This is a genomic window from Bacillus cereus (assembly GCF_007678085.1).
GTDB classification, from domain to species: domain Bacteria; phylum Bacillota; class Bacilli; order Bacillales; family Bacillaceae_G; genus Bacillus_A; species Bacillus_A cereus_BE.
Map to the genome: position 1 here is coordinate 1253508 of NZ_VEDW01000001.1, position 26158 is coordinate 1279665.

Consider the following 26158-nt stretch of genomic DNA (forward strand, 5'->3'; position numbering starts at 1 on the left):
CTTCCTTTACTATTCTTTCTCGTGAATTATCTTGTTTATTCAGATCTTTATACTTGTGAATTTCATCCCATAGCGCCTTACCAATCCATGGCTTATTCATCACCATCCCCCCATCTAATAAAATTCAGGAAAATACGTTATTTTACACATATTCATTTTCATCATTATATATGTTTTATAATAATAAAAAAGACATTGTCTTTTTATCAAAGACAATGCTTTTTTAGTTTTATACTTGTACTTGTTGTACTTGTAAAACTTTTAAAGTAAGATCTAGTACAATTTTTTCACGAAGAGTCTCAAATGGTTCATTTAGGTCTGTTGGACAAGGTGAAAAGTCTAATTCGAAAAATTGAGCGCTGACTAATTCACAATACGGTTGTTCATTATAAAAAACTGTATTTTCGAAGAAGTATTTGTCTAAACGTGGTAGATCACCATTTTTAGGATTAATAAAGTGAGAAGTAGTATCTGAGGAAGCAGCTACTATAGCTAATGATAGAAAATCATCTTCTGTTAAATCTGCAAAACCAGAAAATGGAACATTTGCAATACGGTCATATAGCACTCCATTACAATCATCACTTGCATACTCAATATTTTTTCGAATATATCCTTGTACAAATAATTTTGCTCTTGTAACTCGTCGGTAAGGTGTACCTGGTACTGGTTCGAATGCTACAGGAACTAATTTACATTGTGTTAGAAATGCATTTTTTAAGATACGTTTAATTTCAACTGCTGGAGGATTTAATGAAATATCAGATTCTACAACAATTTGAATCGTTCTTTCTGCTAATACAACTGGTATTTTTACAATCGGTGCTCCTGGAGTAAGAATTGGTGCTGCAGCTGCATCACTTAATGGTGTTTGAGTTTGTCCATCTACCTGACATGGTACATTAATCGGGCATTGTTCGCTCATATTTTATAATCTCCTTTATAACAAATTTCGAGTTTTTTACTCTCTTTACTGTATATGTACTTTTTCTATTATTGCGTGGGTTTGTATCATAGTCACTTTTATCATTTGCAATTAAAGATAGTATTCTATCTTTAATAGTCAAATACACACAGTTTAATATAATTAGTTTTTATGAATATTTACCTATTTAAAAATTCTTAACTATTATCGCGGAAAAACACCATAATATGTTGATTAAGTTCAATAGTAAAAAGGATAACCATATTTTCGAAGAAACTTTCAAAAATCTATTCTTAAATTTATTAAGACAAATAAAATTAATTGTGTTAATTTCTTCATTCCAAAATATCTATGCAACAGCAAATTAATATTGGATGCACCTTATTGTTAAAAAATAAAAAACGACTTTTTCAAGTCGATTTTTATACCAATTTGTAATTTAAAAAAAGATTAATCAATATGAATTTTATAGGATTTTCTAGACTTTTTCTGTTGTACAATTGTACAAATTCATTCATTTATCTATTATCCACAAAATAAGTATCATACGCCTTATCAAAAACATATCCTAGCTTTTCAGCTAGTTTAGCAGATGTAGTATTTGCTGCATCCCAGTTTGGGTATATCCCTTCGTCTAGACAGTCCAAGATTAACGCCGCGCTAACTATAGTTGCCAATCCTTTTCTTCTATGATTGTGATCAGTCGCCACTTCAATTTCAATCCCATTATTATAAATACTATATGATGATGCACCACATACAACTTCTCCGTTGTACAAAATACTATACCCTATACCCCGGTTTAAATAATCTTCTACTGATTGAAATTGACTTATAAAATCTTCAGAGACCTTATGTAGTGTAGGGATATTTACGATATGCTCATCTATTCTTCGTAATTCGTATCCTTTTGGTAGCACTGATATAAAAGATTGTAATTTTGAACGATCAAAAACTTCCGCATTACGTTTGAATTTATAGCGTAAAAACTTATCTATTTTTCTTTCGTAACATGTTTCTAAACGCTTTTTCCACTCTTGACTGTTTACGATTACTAACATTCTATCAGGAATGTTACGTACTAATTCTTCTGTTTCTTTCGCATTCGAATCCCCAGCGTAAAATGTGAAAATCCCTATCGTAACTTGCGCTACTGTTGGATTTTCAAGATCATTTACCCATGCGGTACCCATATGTCCTTGTAAATAAGAAAGTAAAACAACGTTATTGAAATCCTCGAATATAGTAATTAATTTTTCTCTTGTATGTATATTCGCTTCATATATCATTTACATTCCTGCTTTCTTTAGAATCAATGCACTTCTACTTTTTTATAAGTCCTTTTATTCTACATATAAGCAAACGTCTACTACACTCCATATATTTATAAACTATTCATAAATATAAAATTATTATAACATCTAATAATAAGTAAATGACTGTCCAGTAAAAAGGTTTACATATAATATACTTCATAATAATTCGCAATCTATAATCTTTTATTATGTATAAACCCTCAACATTAGTTTAAGGGTTCATTTAAATATATATGTTATAAATCATTCTTATTAACAAATGATTCTGTTCCTCCGTTTTTCTATATTTTAATCACTTTAACAACAGATGTGTACGTATTATCGTCATTCGATATCATCTTTTTCATCTCTTCTATCTCAGTATTACCTGCTCCACTCTCGATTTTTAAACAGTTCGATATGTTGAGATACCCACTCGATGCGAAAAGAATAATAATCGTAAGGTCAGGGAAATTAATAAACAGTATTCCAAACTTTAAAGGATTCGCAGCCGTATCCGATAAAACTAACCGAAAGTTTAATAGTTCAGGCACTTGAACAAAATCTTTAGAAACAATCGCTTCACCCATTATAGTAATTTGTTTTACTACATTCCCCATCTCATCTATAAACTCAGTACAACTAGGTGCATCAATCGTTTTTGCTTGTAGCGATACATTTAATTCTGGATTGTGAAAGTCGAAAAAGAGCGTACTTCCCTCCGTTAAACATTGCGGACACACATTTCCAAGAAGACTAAAATCCTCTTCAATAAATTTAACTTTCGTTTTACAACTACAAACTTTTCCTATTTGAATTGCATCAATCCTAGAGCAATCTACAAAGATAACCTCATTGTCCTCTTGTACGAAGGATACGATACCATTCCTCTTATTAAATGAAAGAAAATAAGATACAACAATTCCGTTTCCGGCAATTACAATACTCTCAACTTTTGTAAAAGGCTCTAGACTACGTAAAAATTCACAAATGCTATTTTGGCGACATCGATAATTTCGTTTCGGCTCACAACCCACTTACACTCCATCCCTTCCCTATATGTTTTATCTAATACGTATAATATGAGCGGAGTATGAGAAAAGCTTGGACAATATAACTTTAACGGAAGGAATTTACACTAACACCAAGGAATCATACATATTTTTCGCTATAAATACATATAACAATTTCATCTTTCATGAAAAAAACGTTATAATGAAGTGTAGCCTCTACGATTACGTTATAAAGGAGATTAAAACAATGGCTAAAATTAAAGTATACCAAGCAAAAGAAGAAAATATGGAAGCAGTAAAAAACATCATTGATGTTGAGGAACAAAATCCAACTGCTGAAAACTTACAAAATCTATACGCATGTGTATTAGATACTGAAGATATGGCATTGCCTGAATCATACATTGAAGAAGATATCTTAATTGATTCTATTGAAGTTATGGTTAACGCTTCTCAAAGCAAAGTAAGAAACTTAGGTGCTTACGATGTAATCGAAGTTCAAAACAAAGGTAAGAAAACACAAATTTTATTATTAGCAGACGAAGAATACGAAATTATCGAAGGCTAATCTAAATTCGTACATACGAAAAAGCTCCCTTCCAATTGGAAAGGAGTTTTTTCATTACGCTTTTGATGTTTCACTCTTTTTATTCTTTTGTTGTTCCTTGATTACCATGCGCTCATTTCCCATAAAGAAAATAAATACGAATGCTAAACCAGCTGGTATCAATGCCCACATAAATGTTTGAACAATTGAACTAGAAAGAGCGTCAATAATTTTATCTAATATTTGCGGCGGGATTTGAGATCTTGCCGATTCCGATAGAATAGCTCTTGAATCTCCTAAAGCGTTTGTATTCATTCCCCCGCTCATTCCTTTAAACGCTTCTTCTAATTGATCTTGGAAACCTGTTCTTTGGATCATTCCGAAGATTGTAATGCCAAGTGTCATACCTAATGAACGAATGAAATTACTCGTTGAAGTCGCAGATCCGCGCTGTTCCATACCGAAGTTGTGAATAGCTGCCATACTTAGTACAGAGAATGAGAAACCTACTCCAAATCCGATAATAATCATATACACTGTTAATAATGCACGACTTGTTTCTGGCGTTAATGTGCTTAATAAGAATAGTCCAATTAGCATAATAACAGCAGAAATAATCATAATGTTTCGGTAGCTAAGCTTTGTCGTTAAAAATCCGCCTAATTGCGCAGTTACGACTGATCCTAACATCATCGGTAAAAGTAATAGTCCTGAGTTTGTTGCAGTGCCACCGTAAACACCTTGAATGAATAACGGTATGTAAACAGTTGCTGACATAAACGCAGCACCGTAACATAATGCAATAATAGTGCTCATGCCGAATAATCGCTGTTTAAACATTTCAAATGATATGATTGGCTCTTCTACTTTTCGTTCAATAAAAATAAATGCAATAATTAAAATAGCGAATCCACCAAATAAACTTAAAATAAAATTAGAATCCCAATCATACTTTTGTCCACCAAGCTCTAAAGCAAACATTAAGCAAACTACTGCACCAACTAAAGTAATTGCACCAAACCAATCAATTTTTTGCTTTCTATGAACTCGTGATTCTTTATAAAAGAATGTAATAAAAATAAGTGCTAAAATGCCAAGCGGTAAGTTAATATAAAATACCCAGTGCCAGCTAATGTAATCTGTAATATACGCACCAAGCAATGGACCAAAAATACTTGATAAACCAAATACTGCTCCAAATAATCCACCCATTTTCCCGCGCTTTTCTGGAGGGAAAATATCAAAAACGATAGTAAATGCGATCGGCACTAATGCCCCACCGCCAATACCTTGAATGGCACGATAAATACCTAACTGTGTAATATTTTCAGCAGTACCACAAAGTGCCGAACCAATCATAAAGACGATTAAACCGAAAATAAAGAATCTCTTTCTACCATACATATCTGATAGTTTTCCGAATATTGGCATACCTGCCATTTCTGCAACCATATAGGCAGAAACGACCCATACAAAGTTTTCAAGGCCTCCTAAGTCACCAACGATTGTTCCCATTGCTGTTACGACAATGGTATTATCCATTGATGCCATTAAAATACCTAGCAATAAGCCCGCCACAACAAAGCCGAGCTTATTATTTTTCTCAACCATAACCTTGCTCTCCCTCGTACTACTTATATTTGTTTATGTTCTTTTACGACTGCATTACCTTTTTGGTTGAAACTAGTATGATATTCTACAACACTAATTTCACACCCTGGACCAATGGTAACGTTGTTTCCTCTTACTACTTCAGCGATAGTATGCTCTAAATAAATTTCATCTCCTTCAATGATAGACGTTTGGAGGCTTCCTGCGTGACTTGTAAATGGAATAAACCTCGCTTTTTTACGAACGGAAATCTTCTTACCACCAATTTCTCTCATTTTACTCCCTTCATAACGAAGTGAAATTTCAATATTTTCAGCATTAAGTAATCCATCACTTTCAAGGCCACCAGTTAGTGATAGTTCTTCAACTTCAATATCTCCTTTTACATTTAAAGCGCCTTTCACATCTACGAAATCACCAGTTAACTTCCCCTTAACTTCTATCATACCTCTTACTTTTGTTTTTTCAATATGTGCATCACTATGCATTTGTGTATTTCCGTATACTTTTACATATTCCGCAGTTACATTTCCTTGTACTTCACTATCTCCATACACGACATAATTTTTCACTTTCATATTACCGCGCACTTCACTCGTGCCGTACGTTTTAAATTCATTACAGCTCATATCATTAGAAATCGTTCCTTCACCGCGAATCTTCACTTTGTTATAATCCCCGCCTGCTGAACTACCAGAACCATTAACAGTAAGACTATGTTGATGTTCCATATTACTTTCTCCCTCCCATTAGACCTGCTTCATTTCTTTTACATTTGCGCTTTTATCGACAGTCAGAACACCTGTATATTCAATGAGTTCAATCTCACAGTTCGCTCTTACTGTCACATTGTTTCCTCTTACCGTTCTTATGTGAGCATAATCAATATCAATATTGTCACCTTCTAATAGTTCAGCCTCTAATTGCATACCAAATACTGATTTAAACAGTCTACTAAAAGTACTTAGTCTATGTTTTACTTTAATCGTTTGACCACCAATTTCTTTCGCTCGACATGTACCGTGAATATTAATATTTATTTCATCCGCGCTTAATAATCCGCCAATTGTAAATTGTCCTTCTGAAGAAAAAGTATCCACTTCACAATTACCATCAATCGTCGCTTGACCATTGACTTTAAATTCTTCACCAGTTACATTACCACCTATCGTACCTTTTCCTGCAATTTTTAAACTGTTCGCCTTCACATCTTGCGTAATTGTTGCTTTTCCATCAATACGCATCGTTTCTGCATGAACTGTGCCATCGACTTTACCCGATCCACTAATTCTTGCATTGCTGCTTTTCAAATTTCCAGTAACAGCACCGTAACCGTTACATTCAAATTGATCACATTCAATATTTCCCGTAACAGTCCCTTTTCCATTTAATTGTACTTTATGAAACTCGCCGCCATTCGATGAACCGTAACCATTTATAATCAAATTATCTGTACGCATTCTTTTTCCTCCACTACAACAGTTTAGTTTTTAATGCTTCGGTATATTTCATAATCGCTTCGTGTAAAACAATTTTAGTACCTTTTTCAAAAATTAAATCGTCCACGTTTGAAACTAAGAAACAAGTAGAAATCCCTAACTTTCGGACGATGATTAAATCACAAGTTTTATGCTTAATCGCTTCATAATTTTCACGTAAAACTTGCAAGACCATTTTTCCTTCTTCTAAACTAATCTCACCTGATTGTAGTAATTCTTCTAACATATACACATAAAGAATATCCACAAATTGAAACTCTGTTGTTTTATTCGTTCGTTCTATGAAGAATTGTAAAACTGGTTCTGATGCAATTTCTTTGCGTAATACGTCTTCCTTTGTTAAAAGGATTTCCCTCACACTCGGTGAAAACATATTTGCTAGTTCATCAAGTGATAAATCCTCTTTCATCGTTTGGATTTTATCAATACGCTCTAATATCTTTTCTTTCGGAAAAAATGTCTCTTGACCCGTGAATGTTGACTTTCGTACAAACCAATCTTCCGGTATTAAATTTTTTCTTTTCCACCTATATAACTGTCCGTATGAAATACCAGTTAGTTCTAATAAATCTTTTTTTGAAATTAAATCTGTACTCAACTGTATAACACTCCTTCCTGATAATAATGTAACATAACACTGTTACGTTGTAAATGGACTTTTATCATAAGTAGCGTAACAATGTGTAAAACAACCCTATTTTACAAACAAAAATAGGGTTTTCACGCATCCTATGAAATGCGTAAAAACCCTTATATATCAACATGTAAACCATATTTCATAAAAATCAATCCACCCTTGTGAATTAATCATTATATTTTGTACTTTTTCGTGAGAAGTTACTTGTTGATTGTTACGATATAAAGGAATAATATGAATGTGACGTAACAAAGTGTCCTCAATATCGCGTAACAATGTAACTCTATTCTCTAATTGTTCTTGTTTAAAATAAGGGGACAACGTTTTATGAAAATCCATACTGCTTTGACCATGAATAAAACTGTTTTTTGTAAGAAACATATATAGTAGACTATCTTCAATTCGCTCGCTAATAGTTGCACTATCATGCATCATATCCGCCTCTTGTATCGTACTCATTTCCAATAACTCTTCTATTTCAAGAAAATTAGTTTCTACACGAATCCCGTACTTCGCACACTCTTTTTTTATCCATTGTGCATCTTCAACGTGATCTCTTCCTGTAAATGTATAGAGTTGTAGCACTTCATTATGATACGTACTTCTCTTAATTAAACTTTCTATATCTTCCTCAATTTCTACTATGCTTTCATTTGCTAATATTAGTTTCTTTGCCACTTCTCCACGTTCTCCACCGAGTTCTTGAACAATTTTATCGCCATGAATAATTTTATGTAGCGCCTTTCGAAATAGCTCATCTTGCATTGGTCCTTCTTTTACAAGATTGAACGTTACATATGTCACGTTCAATTCAAGCCGAGAAATTTCTTTATTATATTTTTCTTTATCTTTATACTGTGCCTTTACTAACACGTCATATGTATTTACACTTTTCTCCACATTCATTAGTTCAATTCGGTCAAGAAAAGGTCTTTCACGATAATATAAATCGTGTACTTCTAATACAAATAAATGTGCATTCTTCTCTCGCAATATAAATGGGCCTGTACCAATGAAGTTTCCTGCTTCATCTTCAATTACGATAGAACACTGTTCTGCGCTAAGCATATGTAAAAACATCCTATTTTCAGTATGTAATCGAATTTCAACAACATATTCATCCACTGCACGGACACTTTCAACATGTTGTAACATCCATGCGTGTGGGTTGTTTTCAGCTTTCATAAATCGATTCAATGAATGTATAACATGATGTGCAGTAAGTCGTTTTCCATTATGAAGGTGAATGCCTTTTCTTAAATAAAAAGTCCATACCTTTTCAGCATCATTATATTGCCAGTGAAAAGCAAGTCCTGGTTCTATAGAGTTTGTTTCCTCATTTACATATACGAGTGTATCAAAAATATGTTTAACCATATGACATTCTGATCTCATCGTAGCGTATACCGGATCTAAAGCAATGTCTAGATTCATTTGTACTTGCAAACGAAGTACATCTTTTCTTCCTTTAGGTGTCCTTTCTATTTTATGACCAAATATGGAATCTACCCAAACTTCATACTCTTTCTTTACTAAAGGAAATTGTGAGCTGTAGCGTTCCACAAATGAGATTCCACTTTTCACATCTCCTTTTTTCGTTAGTTCTTTTCCTCTCTCTAAAATTAATGTCATCGGTTGCATTTGAAATATTAATTTAGAACGATTCCCTCTCCCGCGCCCTGGAAACCAAGTGATCCAATGTAACTCTTCTAATTTTTTTATAATTAATTTACTATTACGCTCCGTACAAAATAATGTTTCTGCTATCATTTGTACCGTTACTTCTAATTGTTCTCCTTCTTGTCTCCCTTTACCATAAACACACCATAGTTCAATATATTGATCTAAAATAAACATCATAATCCCCCTAAAAGGTGAAAAATAACCCCTTTTGTTTCTACCCTTTTTACATCGCTCCTTTCATCTTATCATTTCAATATAGAAAGGAGGAATTAATATTGAACAATCTCTTACTGCGTTATAACAAACCAATTATTATAAGACTGTGCGGTGAATTATTAACCCGAACAACTGAATCTATGTTAGCTCTCATTATGATTATTTACGTTAATAAAATGTTAAATGGTAATCTAATAATAACCATGCTCATTTTCGGACTACAACCTCTTTCAGATATCGTATTTACACTTATTGCTGGGGGAGTTACTGATAAATATGGGCGAAAGAAAATTATGTTACTCGGCTTATTGCTGCAAGGCGTTGCAATCGGCAGCTTCGTCTTTGCTCAATCTGTTTTTATATTTGCATTGTTATACGTCATAAATGGGGTGGGCCGTTCCTTATATATTCCGGCTCAACGTGCACAAATTGCTGATTTAACAAAACAAAAACAGCAAGCAGAAATTTTTGCTCTTCTGCATACGATGGCTGCAATTGGTTCCGTAATTGGTCCAATAATTGGTGCTATCTTTTATCGTACTCACCCTGAATATTTATTTATAATGCAAAGCATTACACTTATGGTATATGCAGTAGTTGTATGGACACAGCTTCCAGAAACTGCTCCAGCACTTACAATACCAAAGCAAAAACTTGAATTATCATCTCCAAAACAATTTGTACGTAAACATTACGCAGTTTTAGGACTTATGATTACTACGCTTCCTATTAGCTTTTTTTATGCACAAACTGAAACAAATTATCGCATTTTCGCCAAACATATATTTCCGGATTTCATATTCATACTCGCTTTTATTTCAACATGCAAAGCTATTATGGAAATCATTCTGCAAATTTTTCTCGTGAAATGGTCTGAACGATTTTCCATGACGAAAATTATACTTATTTCTTACATTTGCTTTACAATAGCTGCAATTGGCTATGGATTTTCAACAACAATCGTGTCACTATTTTTCACGTTACTCTTTTTAGTCATTGGAGAAAGTATTGCTTTAAACCATTTACTTCGATTCGTTTCAGAAATCGCTCCAACAAATAAACGTGGATTGTATTTTTCAATTTACGGGTTGCATTGGGATATTTCTCGAACGTGTGGTCCTGTACTTGGTGCGGTTTTATTAAGTCAACTAAACGGTAGTATGCTATTTTATATTTGCGCTTGTTTCTTAATAACTGGAGGCATTATGCAAGCGCTGTTTGTTCAAAATGTAGAACGTAATAAAATAAAAAAAGATATTTCGGATCATACCCATCATATTTTATAGGCTGCTTTCCTTATCCATTTATCAGTAAAAATAAAAAAGAAGGATGTCACAAAAATCTCGGGACTTTTGTGACATCCTTTCTTTTTTATCCTGCCATTTTATTTATACTATCCTCTGGTGAAAATACCGAAATATGATTTACCTTACCAGTCGATTTTGGAATAATGAATTTCAGCTCAAACTGATTGTTTACTTTATATACATATATTTTATCTTCCCCATTTACCTTAACTGAAGCTGCTTTTCCTAATGCTTTCTCTATATCTTGTAATGTAATTGATTTTAGTTCAGCATGATAGGAGCGTACATCAAAAACTTGTGATCCTTTATTAAAACCGAAGGAGACATTTTTATTTGTAAAGGTAGCGTACATGCCGTTACCTGCTTGTTCCGTTTTATCTGCTTTCCCCCAAGCTTTTTCTATTTCTTCAATATCTCCTGTATGCGCTGCGAACGGAACGTTAGGTACTTTTCCTTCTTTCGCTAATTCAAATAATTCTTTAACGTGGTTAATTGATTTTTGATTTATCACTGAATTTTTTTGATTTGCATCTGTTGGTGATTTTGTTGATTCTTCATTAATTGATTTTACTTCAGGCTCTTTCTTTTCTTCTGAAGAATTATTCTGTTCGTTTTTACTATTTTCCGAAGTTAGGTTTGTTTCCTTTTTTTCGTCTGTCCCTTTACATGCTACTAATGCAAATATGCATGTAAAAGCAAGAAATAACATAGCTATCTTTACATACACTTTCATACATTTCAGCTCCCTATTATAATCTTATTCATTTCGATAACCAATCCATTACACTACTTTTTAAATCGTGGTTTTTCCAAAAAGTAAATGCTTCACTCTCTCCTAATGCTTGCACAACATATTCTACATAAGCTGTTCCTAAAAAATATCCAAGTCGGTTGTATCCAAAATATTGTCCACCAGATAACCGGAACCACTCTTTCTCTTTTTCTAACGTCCATCCTTCTATATAATCTTCCAAAAAACGTTTCTTTATATATTCTTCATTTTCTATATAACATTGTAACCAACGTTCTCCATCATTGTTATATGAGTAGTACACTGATTCATTTACGCCTTTTATAATTTGTTTTGATAAATATGTTGCAACACCCTCGCGATACAAATTAACTGCCGCGTCAGTCCACTCGGCTTTATCCCAATCCATTCCATCTTTTTGTAACATAACATTATGACATATATGTCCTATTTCGTGAGCGACAATAACACGAAGATGATTTAAATCTGGAGATAATTTTTCTGCTGCAAAAAACACATCTCCAATAATCTCCCTTTCTACAAATGCGTTAGAGCTAAACCCTCCAACAAATAAATGAAATTTCATATTTACATTAAAGTTATATTTATTATGATATTCATTCGTTATCTCTTGAATAATAATCGGTAATACTTCTGCTATGATACGAATATCTACTATTTTTGCGGGATATTGTTTAATAGCATTAGAAAGACGTTCTCTCGTTTTAGGACAATGATACTTAAAGTATTCTTCAAATATCTCTGGATGCGAAGTAAAGTATTGATTGAGGACTGTCAATTCTACATCGTTACTTTCCCATACTTTTAAAAAACTTGGAATTGTATTATTTATCATTTTCCCCATCTCCTTATATATCCCTTCTCGTCATTTACACTGCAATCCTTCCTTAAACAGAAAAAGCAACAAAGAAAGATGAACCTTCTTTGTTGCTTTTTTGTTTAATCAAACCATTTATCACCATCAGAACTCCATTTACCATTATGCAAATCATAACATTCATCATAATAATGAAAAAAGCTGTCCAAAAAGGACAGCTTTACATATGTATTTTTACACTTCGATTGACTTACCATCTTCAACAATATGATAAAGTAAGTGAGCTAAATGATGAATTGGGCCATACTCTTCCTCTTCTTCATCTGTTTCACCGTGGAATTCAAGATCATTTAAGTATAGTGCTAAAAATTGATAGTATAGTTTTAAATCAAATCCGTAGCACGCAGTTGGCTCTTCATGATCCCCTTCGTATTGTAACATTAAGTATTGATCATTTCCTTCTGCATCTTCTGCATCAAAGAATACGAAAAATCCAACGTTTGTATCTAAATCAAATAGATGACGAGTACCTTTTTCTGTTGCTTTATTGAAGTCCTCTTCACTTAATTTATGTACTGTTGTCGCTTTAGCATTATCTTCTTGATGGAAATTTACTGTAAATGTTTTCAATGCTGACACCTCCTGATTGTATAATACTAGCATAACATATAAAAAGGACTGCTTACAAATGTAAACAGTCCATACATTCATTTCCGCATTGCTCGTAATAAAAAGCTTACGATGAAAATTAAAATAATCGCACCGATTAAAGCTGGAATAATTGCAAACCCGCCGATTACAGGGCCAAAACTACCAAGTAATTTCGTACCAATCCAAGAACCGATAATACCAGCAATAATATTACCAATTACGCCACCAGGTACGTCTTTTCCAGTAATTAAGCTTGCAAACCATCCTAATATACCACCGACGATTAAAGACCAAATCATATAATAACCTCCTTTATATTTCACAGATCAAATAATAATTAGAAACAATTGCTTACCATTAGTTATGTTACATTTTTCATTAGTTATTCATACAGAGTAACTATTAGATTATTTCAAAATAATGAACGACCAATTTTTCCGACTTATGGTTAATGCCTTTCCTATTTCACATATTAAGGACAGTCAGGCTTTAATATTGTCTGCATAAACTCTTCTTTAAAAGCGGGATAGTTAAAACCAACTGCAATTTTTTGAATAGGTCTATTATCAAAAGTTGTCGGCTCAGCAATTTTTCTAAAGTCTGCCACACTTTGTCCTCTTGTTACATCGTTTGTCGTACTAATCCAAACTGCAGATTTTTTATATTCAAAAATATCATCATTAATAAAAGAAATGAACGGAAGTAAATCGTGAATCGGACTTCCAGCAATACCCGGGTATTCTTTTTTATAAAAGTTTTCATAATAAAAATCAATCATTGGTTTAATTAGCTTCGCCTGCCCTGTTCCTTCTTTATTAATAATATCCACCATTTCAGGAGTAATGAGTGCTTCTTGCGTTACATTTAACGGATAAATAGTCGCATTCTTCGCGTACTTCATCACAATATTCGCTGCGATTGGATCACCATAAAAATTTGCTTCTGATACAGGAGTAACGTTACCAGGAAATAAAAACGCACCGCCCATAATATAATACGAACATACCTTATCCATGACATTTGGATATAATAAAAATAACGTTGCCAATGTTGTTAATCGTCCTGTCGCTACAATAATGATATCTTCTGGACAAGGCTCAATTAATTTAATTAATTCACAAAAATTTTCCCGTTTACAAATTCTCATATCAGGTGGAATAATTGGACCTAAACCGTGATCTCCATGGATTTCAGGAAAGAATAAAGGTTCTTCTGCTGTCATCGGTCTTGCTGCACCCTCAATGATTTTTACTTCTGTAGCATAGTATCTTTCTAAAAAATACACATTTTCTGTTACAATCTCTCGCGATACATTCCCATATTCAGCAACAATACCTATAATATCTAATTTACATGTTTTATTTGCATAAATTAACGCCACAGCATCGTCAATACCAAAGTCTCCAAAAAAGATGATTTTCTTATTTACTATCCTCACCCCTCTTCAGCATAATCTACTACTATTATTATGTGAAAAAGACAAGGCTGTGAAACAGTGCAAACTAAAAAAGCCGCCTATTTATTGGCGACTTCAATCTTTTTATAAGATAAATATGCTAGTACATTTTTACTTGAATCGTATTTCGGATTATTTCCTTTTCTCGGTTCTCTCATATGAGTCTTTTCAAATCCAGGAATGTCCGGCATTTTCTCCATAAATTCAAGCATTTCTTCTTCAGTTCCTTCAATACGTACGCGAATCATTATTACTTTTCCTCAATTCTCATTTTCTCTGTACTAAGTATAACGTACTTTGAAAAGACTGCAAGAAATTTATCTTTTTAATGTCGCGCTTTTTTTACATACAAACAGTGCCATTTCAGTATAAAATGAATCTATTTTATTATTTTCAAATTGAATATGAAAGAATTCTTGCATTTCAACTGGTGTTTTCATCATACATTCTGTTAACTTCATACGTTTCTGCAACGGTACATTCATCATATCGCACCACCAGTCAAATTCAAATTTCTTGTCAAAAGTTAGACATGACTGCATTTGCAAACCGTTCTTTTCTAACAAGGCAATCCATTCTGTTTTTTTCAACGCACGTTCATGACTCGGGTCCCGCTTTTTTTCTATAAAATTATAAAATGTATCGTATTCATTATTTTCCGGTGAAACATTATCTATTAAAATAAACAATCCATTATCTTCTAACGTACGATTTACTTCATAAATAAACTGAGCTGGATTCGTAAAATGATGCGCTGCAATTCGGCATGTTATCGTATCAAAAGAACGATCTGCAAACGGTAAACTTTCTGCGTTTCCAGCGACAAAAGATACATTTTCATGTCCATTGCTTATAATGAAATTTTTCGCATTCTCTAACATTTTTTCTGTTAAGTCTAAGGCAACTATTTCTTGAAACAATGGGGCTAATACATTCGCAACATGCCCACCGCCTGTAGCAATATCAAGAAGACGATTATTATGACGAGACTCAACTTGTTGAACTACATATTGTAAATCCGGTCCTTTAGCATGAATTTTACTTTTCACATACTTTTCCGCATTATTACCAAACTGTTGTTGCACAAGCTCTTCTTTACTCATTTTATCATCTTCTTTCTATTGTTATTTTCACGATTCAGATACCTAATAAATTCTATTTCATATTTTCAATTCCTCTTTTCGACAGATTATATGTTGCTTTGAAAAAATAAAAAAACCGTAAGAATATATCTCACAGTTTTTTAGCTTTCTATATAGTTTCTTTTTTCCTTTCTTCATTTCCTGAAGTTAGACTACCAATAGCATCCGCCGTTACTTCCACCACAAATTCACAAATACCTGCGACCACTTCTCCAATCACTTCATCCATCTTTTTACCCCCTTATTTTATGTAACTTATTTGTATTATAGAAAAGTTTGCTTATTTGGAACTATCGGAAAACGTGACAACAACATTACAGTTTTGTAAGCTTTTTCAATTTGTTTAGCTTCTATCCTTTGTAACTCGAAGTATGAGTAACAAGCATATAGGTCATCATAATAGTATGTAAATTCAATTATGCTAAAGGAGGCGTGTAAAATATACTACGTAAAATTAATTAAAGGTCAATCTTTCTATGCTTTTGATCATCGTTTCTTTATGTCTGAAGAAGAAGAGGTTTCCGAGAAAGTTTATAACTACTTAAGTCGTAATGAATTTTTTGAAGTACGTAAGGAAGAATATTCTGCTTAAAGCATAAAAAAACATCAAGAAATTATCTACTTGTGATAATTTCTTGATGTTTTTATTTTATTTATCCTTACTTTCAAAGAATATTTAAGCATAAGTTTTTTACATTTTGACTTACTTGTTTTATCTATTAACACATCAAATTTTTGACAAATCAAAAAGATTGAAATCCACTCATGAAACACGTAATATAGACTCTGACTCTAAAAAAGTTCGTTACTAATAATACATAAAATAAGGAGGTTTTATATACGAGTTTTTCATTTTAAAAGACGGAGAGGTTTTATATTATGTGGCGCAATAAAAATGTTTGGATTGTTTTAATTGGGGAGTTTATTGCTGGTCTCGGGTTATGGCTTGGTATTCTTGGTAACCTTGAATTTATGCAAAAATATGTCCCTTCTGATTTCATGAAATCCGTAATATTATTTATCGGATTATTAGCAGGTGTTTTAGTCGGTCCTATGGCTGGACGCGTCATTGATCAGTATGAAAAGAAAAAAGTTCTTCTTTACGCTGGGTTCGGTCGCGTTATTAGTGTTATTTTTATGTTTTTCGCTATCCAATTTGAAAGTATCGCCTTTATGATTGCTTTTATGGTTGCTCTTCAAATTTCAGCAGCATTTTACTTCCCTGCATTACAATCTGTAATTCCACTTATCGTACGTGAGCATGAGTTATTACAGATGAACGGTGTACATATGAATGTAGGTACAATCGCTCGTATTGCGGGTACTTCACTAGGTGGAATTCTTTTAGTTGTAATGAGTTTACAGTATATGTATGCCTTCTCAATGGCAGCGTACGCTTTATTATTCCTCTCAACTTTCTTCCTACAATTCGAAGATAAGAAATCAACAACACCAAGTAAACAAGCTGCAAAAGATAATAGCTTTATGGAAGTATTTCGTATATTAAAAGGAATTCCTATTGCTTTTACAGCACTTATATTAAGTATTATCCCTCTATTATTTATAGCTGGATTTAATTTAATGGTAATTAACATAAGTGAAATGCAACATGATCCAACGATTAAAGGATTTATATATACCATTGAAGGTGTCGCATTTATGTTAGGGGCCTTCGTTATTAAACGTTTATCTGACCATTTCAAACCTGAAAAATTATTATATTTCTTCGCAGTTTGTACCGCTTTTGCACACCTATCATTGTTCTTTAGCGATATAAAATGGATGTCCCTTACATCATTTGGTTTGTTTGGTTTTAGTGTCGGATGCTTCTTCCCTATTATGTCAACAATCTTCCAAACGAAAGTGGAAAAAAGCTATCACGGCCGTCTTTTCTCATTCCGTAATATGTTTGAGAGAGTTATGTTCCAAATCGTTTTACTCGGCACAGGCTTCTTCTTAGATACGATTGGATTGCAATATATGGTTCTAATCTTCGGAGTTATTTCATTACTAATTATTTTCATATCACTATCAAAACAGAAACAGTATGAAAAACAACCTTCGCAATCTGCGAATTTATAACATAGCAAAGGAGCATGGATTAATCTAATGATCAATGCTCCTTTGTTATATACAATCTTATTAATTACGTTTACTGAAATGATTTAAAGGAGTACCCCATTTTGCTTTCGAATATAATATATAAATAAGGTATATAGGAGGCGCAAAATGTCTGATGGCATCCAGTTATTTATTATCCTTTTTGTTGTATTCGTTATGTTTAGCATCATAAACTTTTTAGCAATTTCCCTATCTCAACATAGCTTTAAAAGAAGAATCGTGGCAGGCGTCATATTTTTACTGCTAATGCCTATAATTTTTTTGACAACTACGGCACTCACTTCTATATTCGATAACGTTGGTTTTGGAGCAATTAACCTAACCTCTTCTATTGTAAATATGTATATTTTAAACGGTATTATCATTCTTCTTTCCGCTTCATTTATCCTCAAAAAACAAAATATAAGATAGCACACTAGGCATGAATCTGTATTACATAAGATTCATGCCTTTTTATTTTAAAAACTTTACCTTTCCTAATTTTTATATGAAATTAAATAATTCTTTATAAAAATTTAAACTTTATTTATTACAATATTCCTATCGTATTCGCATGTTTAATGAAAATAAAAAGAAAGGAGTACAAAATGAAAAAGGTTTTATTACTTATTCCAATATTCATCGTTCTACTTAGTGGATGCAGCAATAATGATATATACGGTTCTTGGGAAGTTGTTGATAACAAAAATGGTCTTTGTCCTGCATCTTATAAATTTGAAACAGTTGTAAAAGAAGAAAAGAAAGAAAAAATTGTGCAAAACTTAGTGGAAATGCAAACAACGCAGCAAAAAGAAGATTTATACAAAGGTTCATTTGTAAAGGATTCTAATTTGTATCACATTGATTATGGTAACTCATTTACATCGGATCAAACTTTACAAGTTGTCGATGGCAAATTAAACGTATACTTTTATGCAGTGGAAAAATTGTGTACATATAAAAAGATATGATTACACTTTATATAAAACGCAGAAAATATTTTCTGCGTTATTTCTATTTTACAAAGCTTACTCAAAAGCATTTCCCTCTTTTAAATCTTGAAATTTAAATGTAATATTATATAATAACAATGTTTATAATGTGAGGTGTTTTTTTGAGAAGTTTAAGTTCATTAATTTTATCAACAATCTGCTCCATTATCCTAATCCTATGGAATGGGCTCTCATTTTATGAAAAATTCACGACAGGAAATTCATACTATTGGCTTAGTGGTATATTAGGCCTCGTTTTCGTGTTCTTTTTCATCCAAAATATGCGGGATATACTTAACAAAAACTACAAAACATCCTAAACCATCTAAAAAGATATAATTGACAGTTCAGTTAACCGGTACTTATTTACAGCTCCCTTTTCAAATAAACTAATCCTCCCTCTAAATTTGTCAATCGTTTTAATTTTCATAAAAAAATGATAAAATGTAATCATGTGTTTTCAGAATAATTAAAAACGCAGAAAGAAAACACTGTTTTTAGGAGGGGTTTTGATGACTTACACGTTAGCAACTAGAATGAAAGCATTCCAATCTTCTATATTTAGTGAATTAGGGGCTTATAAAAAAGAAAAAATTGCAGCAGGTCACAAAATGATTGATTTAAGTATTGGGAATCCTGATATGCCGCCTGCTGACTTCGTAAGAGAAGCAATGGTACATACAGCAAGTGAAAAAGAAAGTTATGGATACACATTAAGTGGTATTCAAGAATTTCACGAAGCTGTAACTGAATATTACAACAACACTCATAACGTTAAATTAAATGCCGATAAAGAAGTTTTATTATTAATGGGTTCACAAGATGGACTCGTTCATTTACCTATGGTCTATGCGAATCCGGGAGATATTATATTAGTTCCTGATCCAGGATATACAGCTTATGAAACTGGAATTCAAATGGCTGGTGCAACATCCTATTACATGCCTTTAAAGAAAGAAAATGATTTCTTACCTAACTTAGCAGCTATCCCCAAAGATATTGCTGATCAAGCGAAGATGATGATTTTAAACTTTCCAGGAAATCCAGTTCCAGCAATGGCTCATGAAGATTTCTTTAAAGAGGTAATCGCATTCGCGAAAAAGCATAATATTATTGTTGTCCATGATTTTGCTTATGCTGAATTTTATTTTGATGGTAATAAACCAATTAGCTTCCTCTCTGTACCTGGTGCTAAAGAAGTTGGCGTAGAAATCAACTCTTTGTCAAAAAGTTATAGTTTAGCAGGTAGCCGTATTGGATATATGATTGGAAACGAAGAAATCGTTCGTGCACTTACTCAATTTAAATCTAATACAGATTATGGTGTGTTTTTGCCAATTCAAAAAGCGGCATCAGCGGCACTTAGAAATGGTGCTACGTTCTGTGAGAAAAACCGAGTTATTTATCAAGAACGTAGAGATACCTTAGTTGATGGATTCCGAACATTTGGTTGGAATGTCGATAAGCCAGCAGGTAGTATGTTCGTCTGGGCCGAAATTCCGACAGGCTGGACTTCTATAGATTTTGCTTATGCGTTAATGGATGGTGCGAATGTCGTTGTTACACCAGGTCATGCATTTGGACCTCACGGAGAAGGCTTTGTACGTATTGCACTCGTTCAAGATAAAGAAGTATTACAACAAGTCGTTGAAAATATTAGAAATAGTGGTATTTTTTCTCTTGAAAAAGTAAATGAATTAGTTAAAAATTAATGATAACTCCCCTGCTTAACTGTAGCAGGGGTATTATTTATTGGAGGTACTTATATGCATATTAAAGACACTCTTCCTCATCGTTATCCATTTTTAATGATTGATAAAATAACAAATGTAAAACATGGTGAATCAGTTACCGGATATAAACTCATTTCAAATAACGAGTGGTTTATAAATGATAATCAAAAGCATATGCCTCATATGTTAATTGTAGAAGCACTTGCTCAGCTTAGTGCATTTGTACATACAAGTAACTCTGAAGGTTTAGGCTTTCTCTCCTCATTAGATGGGGTTGAATTCCACGGAAAAGCATATCCTGGTGATAAACTTAATTTACATTATGAGCTAACTCGCAATCGCCGAGGTTTTGCTCTCGGTAAAGGTACTGCAACTGTAAACGATCAGCCAATTGTAACTATAGAAAAGCTATTAATATATCAAGCAGAATAGAGGCATGTAATTCGCCGGGGTATCTAACTCCTACAAATTCGTTTCACCAACATGAACAGAGTAAATAAATTACTTGGTTAGGAGCAGGAAAATGGAAAGTACTATCGGTATCGATGCTGGAGGAACTTTAACGAAAATTGCTTATTTAAACGAACAAAAGCAATTAGCTTTTGAAAAATTTTATTCAAATGAACAAGTTAAAATAATAAATTGGCTTAAGAAAAATACTCGTATAAAACAAATATGTATTACCGGTGGTAAAGCAAAACGATTACATCAACTACTTTCAGACTCATATAAAATAGTAGAACTAAACGAATTTGAAGCTACTCTTATAGGTGTCCGATACATATTAAAAGAAGAGAAATATGATATAAACAACTTTATTTTAACAAATATCGGTACAGGTACTTCCATTCATTACGTTTATAATGACCAATATATTCGTGCTGGTGGAACCGGCGTTGGCGGTGGTACTATTATGGGGCTTTCAAAATTATTAACAAATATAGATCAGTTTGAAGATGTGATTCCTTTAACAAAAGTAGGTTCTAGAAAAGAACTAGATATTACGGTTGGAGATATTTATGGTGGCATTCTCTCACCTATTGATAATAGCTTAACTGCAAGTAATTTTGGTAAAACCGCTATTACAGAATCAAATTATAATAGCTCAGATATACTTGCTACTGTACAAGGACTCGTCGGTGAAGTCGTTACTGCATTAAGCCTTCAATTCGCCGAAACAAAAAACATTGACCATATTATTTATATTGGTTCGACTCTATGTAATAACATACACCTTCAAAATATTATTAGTAGCTACACAAAATATCAAAATAAAATACCTATTTTTTTACAAGATGGTGGTAATAGCGGTGCGGTTGGTGCTTTACTTCATGCTACGAATAAAAAAAGCTGACTTTGGTCAGCTTTTTTGCAACGGTACTTCAAATTCAATAATTGATTCCCCGTTCTCTCCAATTCGCTCTACACTAATTCTATCAATTACACATTTTATCTTTTCAGGGAAACTATGAATTTCCTTAGCTACTTCAGCAGCTAACTCAGCACTTTCTTTTCTCCCGACTGTTACATGCGGTATGTACGGAATATCTTCTTTCAAAAATTGTAATAAAACGCCTGTATACAGCATATCGTGAAGTTCTTCTATTTGTTTTTTCCCCTTTTCAATTCGTAAAAATAAATATTCCCTTTCACTCGTAATTTTATTCACAAATTCAATTTCTATCTCTTGTATCCCTTTTGATAATTTTAAAATATGTAATTTCAGCTCATCATTTGAAGTTGAGCTCTCAAATGGGAATACAATTGTAATATGCGGTGGGATTAAACCAAATAAAGGATCATGTTTTTTCCTAATCTCCTCTATTTCATTAATAGACATGTCGTTTAGAAAAAGTAATATTGTACGCATTTTTATATCCCCCTACTTTCTCTTTTTTATATTCATAATATTGTATGGCAGCGTGCACTTCAACAAATGATTTCAATTACATATAAAAAGAAAAAACTTCTCAAAAGAAAAGTTTTTTCTTATAAAGCATGATAACTATTTTCCTACCAAACTTTCCTAAACTTTATATAACAAGCAATTCTCCAAGGGATAATATACGATACTGCAACAACATAAAATAATAAACCAATCGTTTGTTGTTCTAAATCTACAATATATTTCCTTGAACCATACCTTAAAATAACCAGTAGAATAAAAGTAATTAAAAAAGCTGCACTTTTTTTCGTATAAATATTCCCATCATCTCTTCGTTCATAATTTGTTAAAACTATAAGTGGTACGGCGAAAAGAACTCCAATGAATGCTGCTATAGTAGCTTGTAAAATAGCTGGATGCACAGGACCAAAACACCATAAAACACCTGGTGTTAAAAATAACAATGGCCACAAAATCCGTTTTCCCGTCCCCTTAATTGGTTTATGCATAGAACGATAACGACGCCAAAATATTAATAGTGCAATGCATAAAAATACGGTAATGAGTGAAGATGAGTCTCCCATTTTCTGTCCTTCTCTCTATAGTAATCTAACAATATTTTAAATCGTTTGTTCGAATGATACTTTACGAATAAATATACTAGTAGTTATGATATAAAGAACAGTTAATCCAATTGAAATAACAGTAAAATATGGAATATCTACTAAGGATACATCACTCGTAAATAATAAACCAGTTACCCCTGCCTCTCCATAAAGCACACTATTTGTTGATAAGAAAAGTGTCCCACCAATCATAAGACCAGTCCACTGAAATCGATGTTTAAAAACTACTACTACTTGGAAGAAACATGCTGTTGTAACATAAAATAAAAATTGCAATATTGTACTCTCGTTACACCGAATGAAACTGCTAAACGGAATAGCTCATCTTGTATGAGGAAAACACTCCCTACTATAAATAACATAATTGCTATTGAAGGGTTATTTATAATTTCGGGTAAATAACCCATGTTCGCTCCATTTAAATGAGCAGCATTTAAAGCCCCTTTTATTAATAAAGCTACAATCCAAAATATTATAATTGCTTTATAATGAAAATTTATATGTAACTTCAACTGCTTCATTAACATCATCATTTCACTTCACCACCAGTTATGTGAATAAATAGTTTTTGTAATGTAATTCTATCAATTACTAAACCTTTTTTTTCAAGAGAATAATAATCTTCATTAGAAAGTTCTTCCCATATAACAGTAATGCCTTTATTTCCATAGACTTCTCGATTTATAATTTTTTTATTTATCGAAAATTCATCTACTTTATCTTTTTTCCCTGAAATAATATGAGCTTGTTGCAATAAATCTTCTACCGATGATTGAACAACTAGTTTTCCTTCTTTTATGATGATCACATCTTCAATCACATGGGTTACTTCTTCTACTAAATGTGTTGATAATATAATTGTTCGTGGATACTCACCGTAATCTTCTAGTAGTGAACTATAAAACAACTCTCGGTGTGCTGCGTCCAAACCTGTAGTCGGTTCATCAAAAATTGTTATTGGTGCCCTACTTGCTAACCCTTGAATAATTCCGACGACTGTTTGCATGCCGTGTGATAATTTATGATATTTCACTGACATATTAAGCTGAAATTTATCAGCGAGTTCTTCAGCGTACTTTCCATCCCAGTTTTTATAAAACATGCTGCACATCTTAAAAATTTCTTTTACTTTAAAACTTAAATGAGCTTCTTCTTTCACTCTAATAAAACAAATTTTTTGCATTGCTTTACTATTTTCAAAAACATGTTCACCAAATATTGATACGCTACCACTACTTGATGTAATTTGGCCTGCAAGTAAATTTAATAGTGTCGTTTTCCCTGCTCCGTTTCTACCGAGCAAACCATATATTTTATGCTCTTCCAATGAAATCGTTACTTCGTTTACTGCTACTTTCTTTTTATATTTTTTCGTTATATCTTTCGTTTCAAGTGCAATCATACCTATTTCCCCTCCTTTGTAATTTTTTGAATCATATCCATTAATTCGTTTTTTGATATTTCTAATACTTTTGCTTCTTCCCACACTTTAGGTAAATATTCGGTCATAAAAGTATTTTGTCTTTTTTTAAGTACGACTTCTTTCGCTCCCTTTGCAACAAACATCCCGATCCCTCTCTTTTTATATAGAATCCCTTCATCCACTAATACATTTACCCCTTTAGCTGCAGTAGCTGGATTTATTTGTAACATCTTCGCAAATTGATTTGTTGATGGAACTTGTTCTTCTTCCAGTAATATGTCTTTTAAAATATCAGATTCAATCGTTTCTGCAATTTGTAAGTATATTAATTTATTTTGCTCCAGAGTAGGTTTCACAACTTCACCACCTTAGGTTCATATGTTCATTACTTATGTAATTAACCATATCACATTAAATTATTTATTTCCATAAATTTCTTTTACAAAAAAAGAGAGTCATTCGTTTAAGAATGACTCTCTTTCTAAAATTTCGAAGTTTCAACTCTTGTTCTCAAATTTTTTTCATTTATACCATTTTGACAAAAGCTAAATTGTTGTCCCATTATAGACTTTGTACGATCTACTACTTGTCCTAAATGATAGCTTGTATGCTCCACTAAATGTAATAAACTATGAAGATCCATATGTCTATTTTGTTCCCATACCTGTATATATGTTTTTCCCCATTCATCAAATATTTCTTCAACCGTTATTAGCAAAATTTCGGAACTTATTTGTTTTACTGGAAAATACTCTTCAATTCCATTTTCAAAGACTATATTTGGATTCTTATAACGCTTTGTATTTCTCTGTAAATGCTCACAAATATGCAGTACAATTCCACCAATTGAATTAATAGAGTCCCTTTGTTTCCAAAAATCTTCTTCATTAATGAGCCTTATTGCCTGTACTAGCTTAGGTAAATAATGATTTTGCATTCGATGATAAATAATTTTGTATACTAACTCCACCTTTTCTCCTCCCATCATTTCAACTGCTGCACTGGATATTTAGCAAATAAAGATTTCCGAAAATCTTTATCATTTATAAGCATTGTAATTTTTTCGTTATTATCGCTAAGGAACTTTACTACTTTCTTTTTATCCCATATATCATCTTCTTTTGGAAAATCATCAAATTTTTCATACAAGATTGATAGTATTTCTTCTCTTTTTATCGTGAAATTTTTATTTTCTACTTGAAACTCGTAACTTTTCGCATTTGGTACTAAAATCGCTAGATAAATAACGTTAAAGAGAAAATTCTTCTTCATCGTATCCTTACTATCAAACCAATACGTCTCAATAATGTCTTCTGTAAGGGGGTCATTCCCTTTCGCACCATAGTTCACCGTTATACTTTCATTCTCCAAACTAATACTTTGAAATGTATCACCACCGGGTAAATGATTAACAATTGCAACTACATCTGAGTTATTACCAACGTATGTCCCAGCATATTTCTTAAAATCACCGGGTTTCACATCAGATATTTCTTTTATTCTTTCTCCGTTAGAACAAGCAGCAATAAATAAAAAAATTGTTAGCATAACAATTATATTACGATGCATATATTTCAATTAGCATCCCCCATTTTTATCGATATTTCGTTAATTACAATACATCTTCTCAAAACCCTTTAAAATATACGCATTTTAATCAAAATTAAAAATTTTCATTTTTTATGTTTACAATTATCCATTAATTGTATATACTTACTAACGTAAGAAAAATATTCTAAAAGGAGGTCGAAGGAAATGATGAAATTACAATTACATGCTTTAACTTTAGCGTTAACTGCACCTGTGTTTTCTGGACAATTAAATATGA

General features: G+C 32.5%; 30 protein-coding genes and 1 pseudogene. 9 read left to right on the forward strand and 22 right to left on the reverse strand.

The window, feature by feature from the left end:
* Positions 1-229: 229 nt before the first annotated feature.
* From FS742_RS06450 to FS742_RS06460, 3 genes are all read right to left on the reverse strand, one after another.
* Positions 230-925 carry a CsxC family protein gene (locus FS742_RS06450; protein WP_048525966.1) on the reverse strand — a complete coding sequence of 232 codons (696 nt, stop codon included), beginning with the start codon at positions 923-925 and terminating at the stop codon, positions 230-232.
* Between the two features lie 518 nt (positions 926-1443).
* Complete coding sequence (locus tag FS742_RS06455; protein ID WP_144611658.1) at positions 1444-2214, reverse strand: GNAT family N-acetyltransferase; 771 nt, start codon at positions 2212-2214, stop codon at positions 1444-1446.
* 308 nt (positions 2215-2522) lie between these two features.
* Complete coding sequence (locus FS742_RS06460; protein ID WP_144611659.1) at positions 2523-3257, reverse strand: BC_2878 family exosporium-associated protein; 735 nt, start codon at positions 3255-3257, stop codon at positions 2523-2525.
* Positions 3258-3480: 223 nt separating this feature from the next.
* Here FS742_RS06460 and FS742_RS06465 point away from each other — a divergent pair, with 223 nt between their 5' ends.
* Complete coding sequence (locus FS742_RS06465) at positions 3481-3801, forward strand: hypothetical protein (RefSeq protein ID WP_144611660.1); 321 nt, start codon at positions 3481-3483, stop codon at positions 3799-3801.
* A 54-nt stretch (positions 3802-3855) separates the two neighbouring features.
* Here FS742_RS06465 and FS742_RS06470 read toward each other — a convergent pair whose 3' ends face one another.
* From FS742_RS06470 to FS742_RS06490, 5 genes are all read right to left on the reverse strand, one after another.
* A complete protein-coding gene (locus FS742_RS06470; RefSeq protein WP_144611661.1) occupies positions 3856-5391 on the reverse strand; it encodes an MDR family MFS transporter in 1536 nt (511 codons plus the stop codon).
* A 23-nt stretch (positions 5392-5414) separates the two neighbouring features.
* The gene (locus FS742_RS06475) at positions 5415-6122 is read right to left on the reverse strand and encodes a cytoplasmic protein (RefSeq protein WP_144611662.1); all 708 of its coding nucleotides are present in this window, start codon (positions 6120-6122) and stop codon (positions 5415-5417) included.
* Between the two features lie 18 nt (positions 6123-6140).
* Positions 6141-6851, reverse strand: coding sequence for a bactofilin family protein (locus FS742_RS06480; protein ID WP_144611663.1), 711 nt, complete (start codon positions 6849-6851; stop codon positions 6141-6143).
* A gap of 13 nt (positions 6852-6864) precedes the next feature.
* Positions 6865-7488, reverse strand: a complete 624-nt coding sequence (locus FS742_RS06485) for a YhbD family protein (protein ID WP_144611664.1) — start codon at positions 7486-7488, stop codon at positions 6865-6867.
* A 159-nt stretch (positions 7489-7647) separates the two neighbouring features.
* On the reverse strand, positions 7648-9384 hold the full coding sequence (locus tag FS742_RS06490) for an ABC transporter substrate-binding protein (protein ID WP_144611665.1): 1737 nt from the start codon (positions 9382-9384) through the stop codon (positions 7648-7650).
* A 101-nt stretch (positions 9385-9485) separates the two neighbouring features.
* Between FS742_RS06490 and FS742_RS06495 the strand changes: the two genes are divergently transcribed.
* Positions 9486-10712 (forward strand): MDR family MFS transporter, encoded by a 1227-nt coding sequence (locus FS742_RS06495; protein WP_144611666.1) that lies wholly within the window; start codon positions 9486-9488, stop codon positions 10710-10712.
* A gap of 85 nt (positions 10713-10797) precedes the next feature.
* Here FS742_RS06495 and FS742_RS06500 read toward each other — a convergent pair whose 3' ends face one another.
* From FS742_RS06500 to FS742_RS06530, 7 genes are all read right to left on the reverse strand, one after another.
* Positions 10798-11466, reverse strand: coding sequence for a YjgB family protein (locus FS742_RS06500; protein WP_144611667.1), 669 nt, complete (start codon positions 11464-11466; stop codon positions 10798-10800).
* A 28-nt stretch (positions 11467-11494) separates the two neighbouring features.
* Positions 11495-12340, reverse strand: a complete 846-nt coding sequence (locus FS742_RS06505; RefSeq protein WP_144611668.1) for an aminopeptidase — start codon at positions 12338-12340, stop codon at positions 11495-11497.
* 216 nt (positions 12341-12556) lie between these two features.
* Positions 12557-12952 carry a hypothetical protein gene (locus FS742_RS06510; protein ID WP_000847586.1) on the reverse strand — a complete coding sequence of 132 codons (396 nt, stop codon included), beginning with the start codon at positions 12950-12952 and terminating at the stop codon, positions 12557-12559.
* Positions 12953-13029: 77 nt separating this feature from the next.
* Complete coding sequence (locus FS742_RS06515; protein ID WP_088096705.1) at positions 13030-13272, reverse strand: GlsB/YeaQ/YmgE family stress response membrane protein; 243 nt, start codon at positions 13270-13272, stop codon at positions 13030-13032.
* Positions 13273-13445: 173 nt separating this feature from the next.
* Positions 13446-14411, reverse strand: a complete 966-nt coding sequence (locus FS742_RS06520; RefSeq protein ID WP_144611669.1) for a nucleoside hydrolase — start codon at positions 14409-14411, stop codon at positions 13446-13448.
* 77 nt (positions 14412-14488) lie between these two features.
* Positions 14489-14677: a DUF3970 family protein gene (locus FS742_RS06525; RefSeq protein WP_000621879.1), complete on the reverse strand. Its 189-nt coding sequence runs from the start codon at positions 14675-14677 to the stop codon at positions 14489-14491.
* Between the two features lie 69 nt (positions 14678-14746).
* Positions 14747-15532 (reverse strand): class I SAM-dependent methyltransferase, encoded by a 786-nt coding sequence (locus FS742_RS06530; protein WP_144611670.1) that lies wholly within the window; start codon positions 15530-15532, stop codon positions 14747-14749.
* Positions 15533-16010: 478 nt separating this feature from the next.
* Here FS742_RS06530 and FS742_RS06535 point away from each other — a divergent pair, with 478 nt between their 5' ends.
* The 7 genes from FS742_RS06535 (at position 16011) to coaW (ending at position 21750) form a co-directional block, all read left to right on the forward strand.
* Positions 16011-16163, forward strand: a complete 153-nt coding sequence (locus tag FS742_RS06535) for a YqbF domain-containing protein (RefSeq protein ID WP_087956261.1) — start codon at positions 16011-16013, stop codon at positions 16161-16163.
* Between the two features lie 287 nt (positions 16164-16450).
* Positions 16451-17653, forward strand: coding sequence for an MFS transporter (locus FS742_RS06540; RefSeq protein WP_061679667.1), 1203 nt, complete (start codon positions 16451-16453; stop codon positions 17651-17653).
* A 147-nt stretch (positions 17654-17800) separates the two neighbouring features.
* Complete coding sequence (locus tag FS742_RS06545; protein ID WP_144611671.1) at positions 17801-18103, forward strand: hypothetical protein; 303 nt, start codon at positions 17801-17803, stop codon at positions 18101-18103.
* A 176-nt stretch (positions 18104-18279) separates the two neighbouring features.
* Entirely contained in the window at positions 18280-18642 is a 363-nt protein-coding gene (locus FS742_RS27785; RefSeq protein WP_144611672.1) for a hypothetical protein, read from the forward strand.
* A gap of 533 nt (positions 18643-19175) precedes the next feature.
* A complete protein-coding gene (locus tag FS742_RS06560; protein ID WP_144611674.1) occupies positions 19176-20375 on the forward strand; it encodes an LL-diaminopimelate aminotransferase in 1200 nt (399 codons plus the stop codon).
* 54 nt (positions 20376-20429) lie between these two features.
* Positions 20430-20828, forward strand: a complete 399-nt coding sequence (locus FS742_RS06565; protein ID WP_144611675.1) for a 3-hydroxyacyl-ACP dehydratase FabZ family protein — start codon at positions 20430-20432, stop codon at positions 20826-20828.
* A 91-nt stretch (positions 20829-20919) separates the two neighbouring features.
* Entirely contained in the window at positions 20920-21750 is an 831-nt protein-coding gene (gene coaW, locus FS742_RS06570) for a type II pantothenate kinase (RefSeq protein ID WP_144611676.1), read from the forward strand.
* A gap of 6 nt (positions 21751-21756) precedes the next feature.
* On the opposite strand, the gene FS742_RS06575 is transcribed toward coaW, so the two are convergent.
* The 7 genes and pseudogenes from FS742_RS06575 to FS742_RS06605 form a co-directional block, all read right to left on the reverse strand.
* Positions 21757-22266 (reverse strand): 2'-5' RNA ligase family protein, encoded by a 510-nt coding sequence (locus tag FS742_RS06575; protein ID WP_144611677.1) that lies wholly within the window; start codon positions 22264-22266, stop codon positions 21757-21759.
* A gap of 143 nt (positions 22267-22409) precedes the next feature.
* A complete protein-coding gene (locus FS742_RS06580) occupies positions 22410-22865 on the reverse strand; it encodes a CcdC family protein (RefSeq protein ID WP_144611678.1) in 456 nt (151 codons plus the stop codon).
* Positions 22866-22901: 36 nt separating this feature from the next.
* Positions 22902-23440, reverse strand: a pseudogene (locus FS742_RS06585) (DUF4052 family protein).
* Positions 23437-24309, reverse strand: coding sequence for an ABC transporter ATP-binding protein (locus tag FS742_RS06590; protein ID WP_144611679.1), 873 nt, complete (start codon positions 24307-24309; stop codon positions 23437-23439). The pseudogene FS742_RS06585 and the gene FS742_RS06590 overlap by 4 nt, the downstream one beginning before the upstream one ends.
* A gap of 2 nt (positions 24310-24311) precedes the next feature.
* A complete protein-coding gene (locus FS742_RS06595) occupies positions 24312-24686 on the reverse strand; it encodes a GntR family transcriptional regulator (RefSeq protein WP_048547526.1) in 375 nt (124 codons plus the stop codon).
* Positions 24687-24811: 125 nt separating this feature from the next.
* Positions 24812-25300, reverse strand: a complete 489-nt coding sequence (locus tag FS742_RS06600; protein ID WP_144611680.1) for a hypothetical protein — start codon at positions 25298-25300, stop codon at positions 24812-24814.
* A 14-nt stretch (positions 25301-25314) separates the two neighbouring features.
* Positions 25315-25908, reverse strand: coding sequence for a DUF4825 domain-containing protein (locus FS742_RS06605; protein WP_144611681.1), 594 nt, complete (start codon positions 25906-25908; stop codon positions 25315-25317).
* Positions 25909-26158: the final 250 nt, after the last annotated feature.

Bases quoted from the DNA above. Each gene is read 5' to 3' on its own strand.
- FS742_RS06490 (WP_144611665.1), bottom strand. From the start codon at position 9,384: ATGTTTATTTTAGATCAATATATTGAACTATGGTGTGTTTATGGTAAA.
- FS742_RS06505 (WP_144611668.1), bottom strand. From the start codon at position 12,340: ATGATAAATAATACAATTCCAAGTTTTTTAAAAGTATGGGAAAGTAAC.
- FS742_RS06475 (WP_144611662.1), bottom strand. From the start codon at position 6,122: ATGGAACATCAACATAGTCTTACTGTTAATGGTTCTGGTAGTTCAGCA.
- FS742_RS06540 (WP_061679667.1), top strand. From the start codon at position 16,451: ATGTGGCGCAATAAAAATGTTTGGATTGTTTTAATTGGGGAGTTTATT.
- FS742_RS06575 (WP_144611677.1), bottom strand. From the start codon at position 22,266: ATGCGTACAATATTACTTTTTCTAAACGACATGTCTATTAATGAAATA.
- FS742_RS06560 (WP_144611674.1), top strand. From the start codon at position 19,176: ATGACTTACACGTTAGCAACTAGAATGAAAGCATTCCAATCTTCTATA.
- FS742_RS06450 (WP_048525966.1), bottom strand. From the start codon at position 925: ATGAGCGAACAATGCCCGATTAATGTACCATGTCAGGTAGATGGACAA.
- FS742_RS06455 (WP_144611658.1), bottom strand. From the start codon at position 2,214: ATGATATATGAAGCGAATATACATACAAGAGAAAAATTAATTACTATA.
- FS742_RS27785 (WP_144611672.1), top strand. From the start codon at position 18,280: ATGAAAAAGGTTTTATTACTTATTCCAATATTCATCGTTCTACTTAGT.
- FS742_RS06515 (WP_088096705.1), bottom strand. From the start codon at position 13,272: ATGATTTGGTCTTTAATCGTCGGTGGTATATTAGGATGGTTTGCAAGC.
- FS742_RS06580 (WP_144611678.1), bottom strand. From the start codon at position 22,865: ATGGGAGACTCATCTTCACTCATTACCGTATTTTTATGCATTGCACTA.
- coaW (WP_144611676.1), top strand. From the start codon at position 20,920: ATGGAAAGTACTATCGGTATCGATGCTGGAGGAACTTTAACGAAAATT.
- FS742_RS06590 (WP_144611679.1), bottom strand. From the start codon at position 24,309: ATGATTGCACTTGAAACGAAAGATATAACGAAAAAATATAAAAAGAAA.
- FS742_RS06565 (WP_144611675.1), top strand. From the start codon at position 20,430: ATGCATATTAAAGACACTCTTCCTCATCGTTATCCATTTTTAATGATT.
- FS742_RS06465 (WP_144611660.1), top strand. From the start codon at position 3,481: ATGGCTAAAATTAAAGTATACCAAGCAAAAGAAGAAAATATGGAAGCA.
- FS742_RS06480 (WP_144611663.1), bottom strand. From the start codon at position 6,851: ATGCGTACAGATAATTTGATTATAAATGGTTACGGTTCATCGAATGGC.
- FS742_RS06525 (WP_000621879.1), bottom strand. From the start codon at position 14,677: ATGATTCGCGTACGTATTGAAGGAACTGAAGAAGAAATGCTTGAATTT.
- FS742_RS06470 (WP_144611661.1), bottom strand. From the start codon at position 5,391: ATGGTTGAGAAAAATAATAAGCTCGGCTTTGTTGTGGCGGGCTTATTG.
- FS742_RS06500 (WP_144611667.1), bottom strand. From the start codon at position 11,466: ATGAAAGTGTATGTAAAGATAGCTATGTTATTTCTTGCTTTTACATGC.
- FS742_RS06545 (WP_144611671.1), top strand. From the start codon at position 17,801: ATGTCTGATGGCATCCAGTTATTTATTATCCTTTTTGTTGTATTCGTT.
- FS742_RS06530 (WP_144611670.1), bottom strand. From the start codon at position 15,532: ATGAGTAAAGAAGAGCTTGTGCAACAACAGTTTGGTAATAATGCGGAA.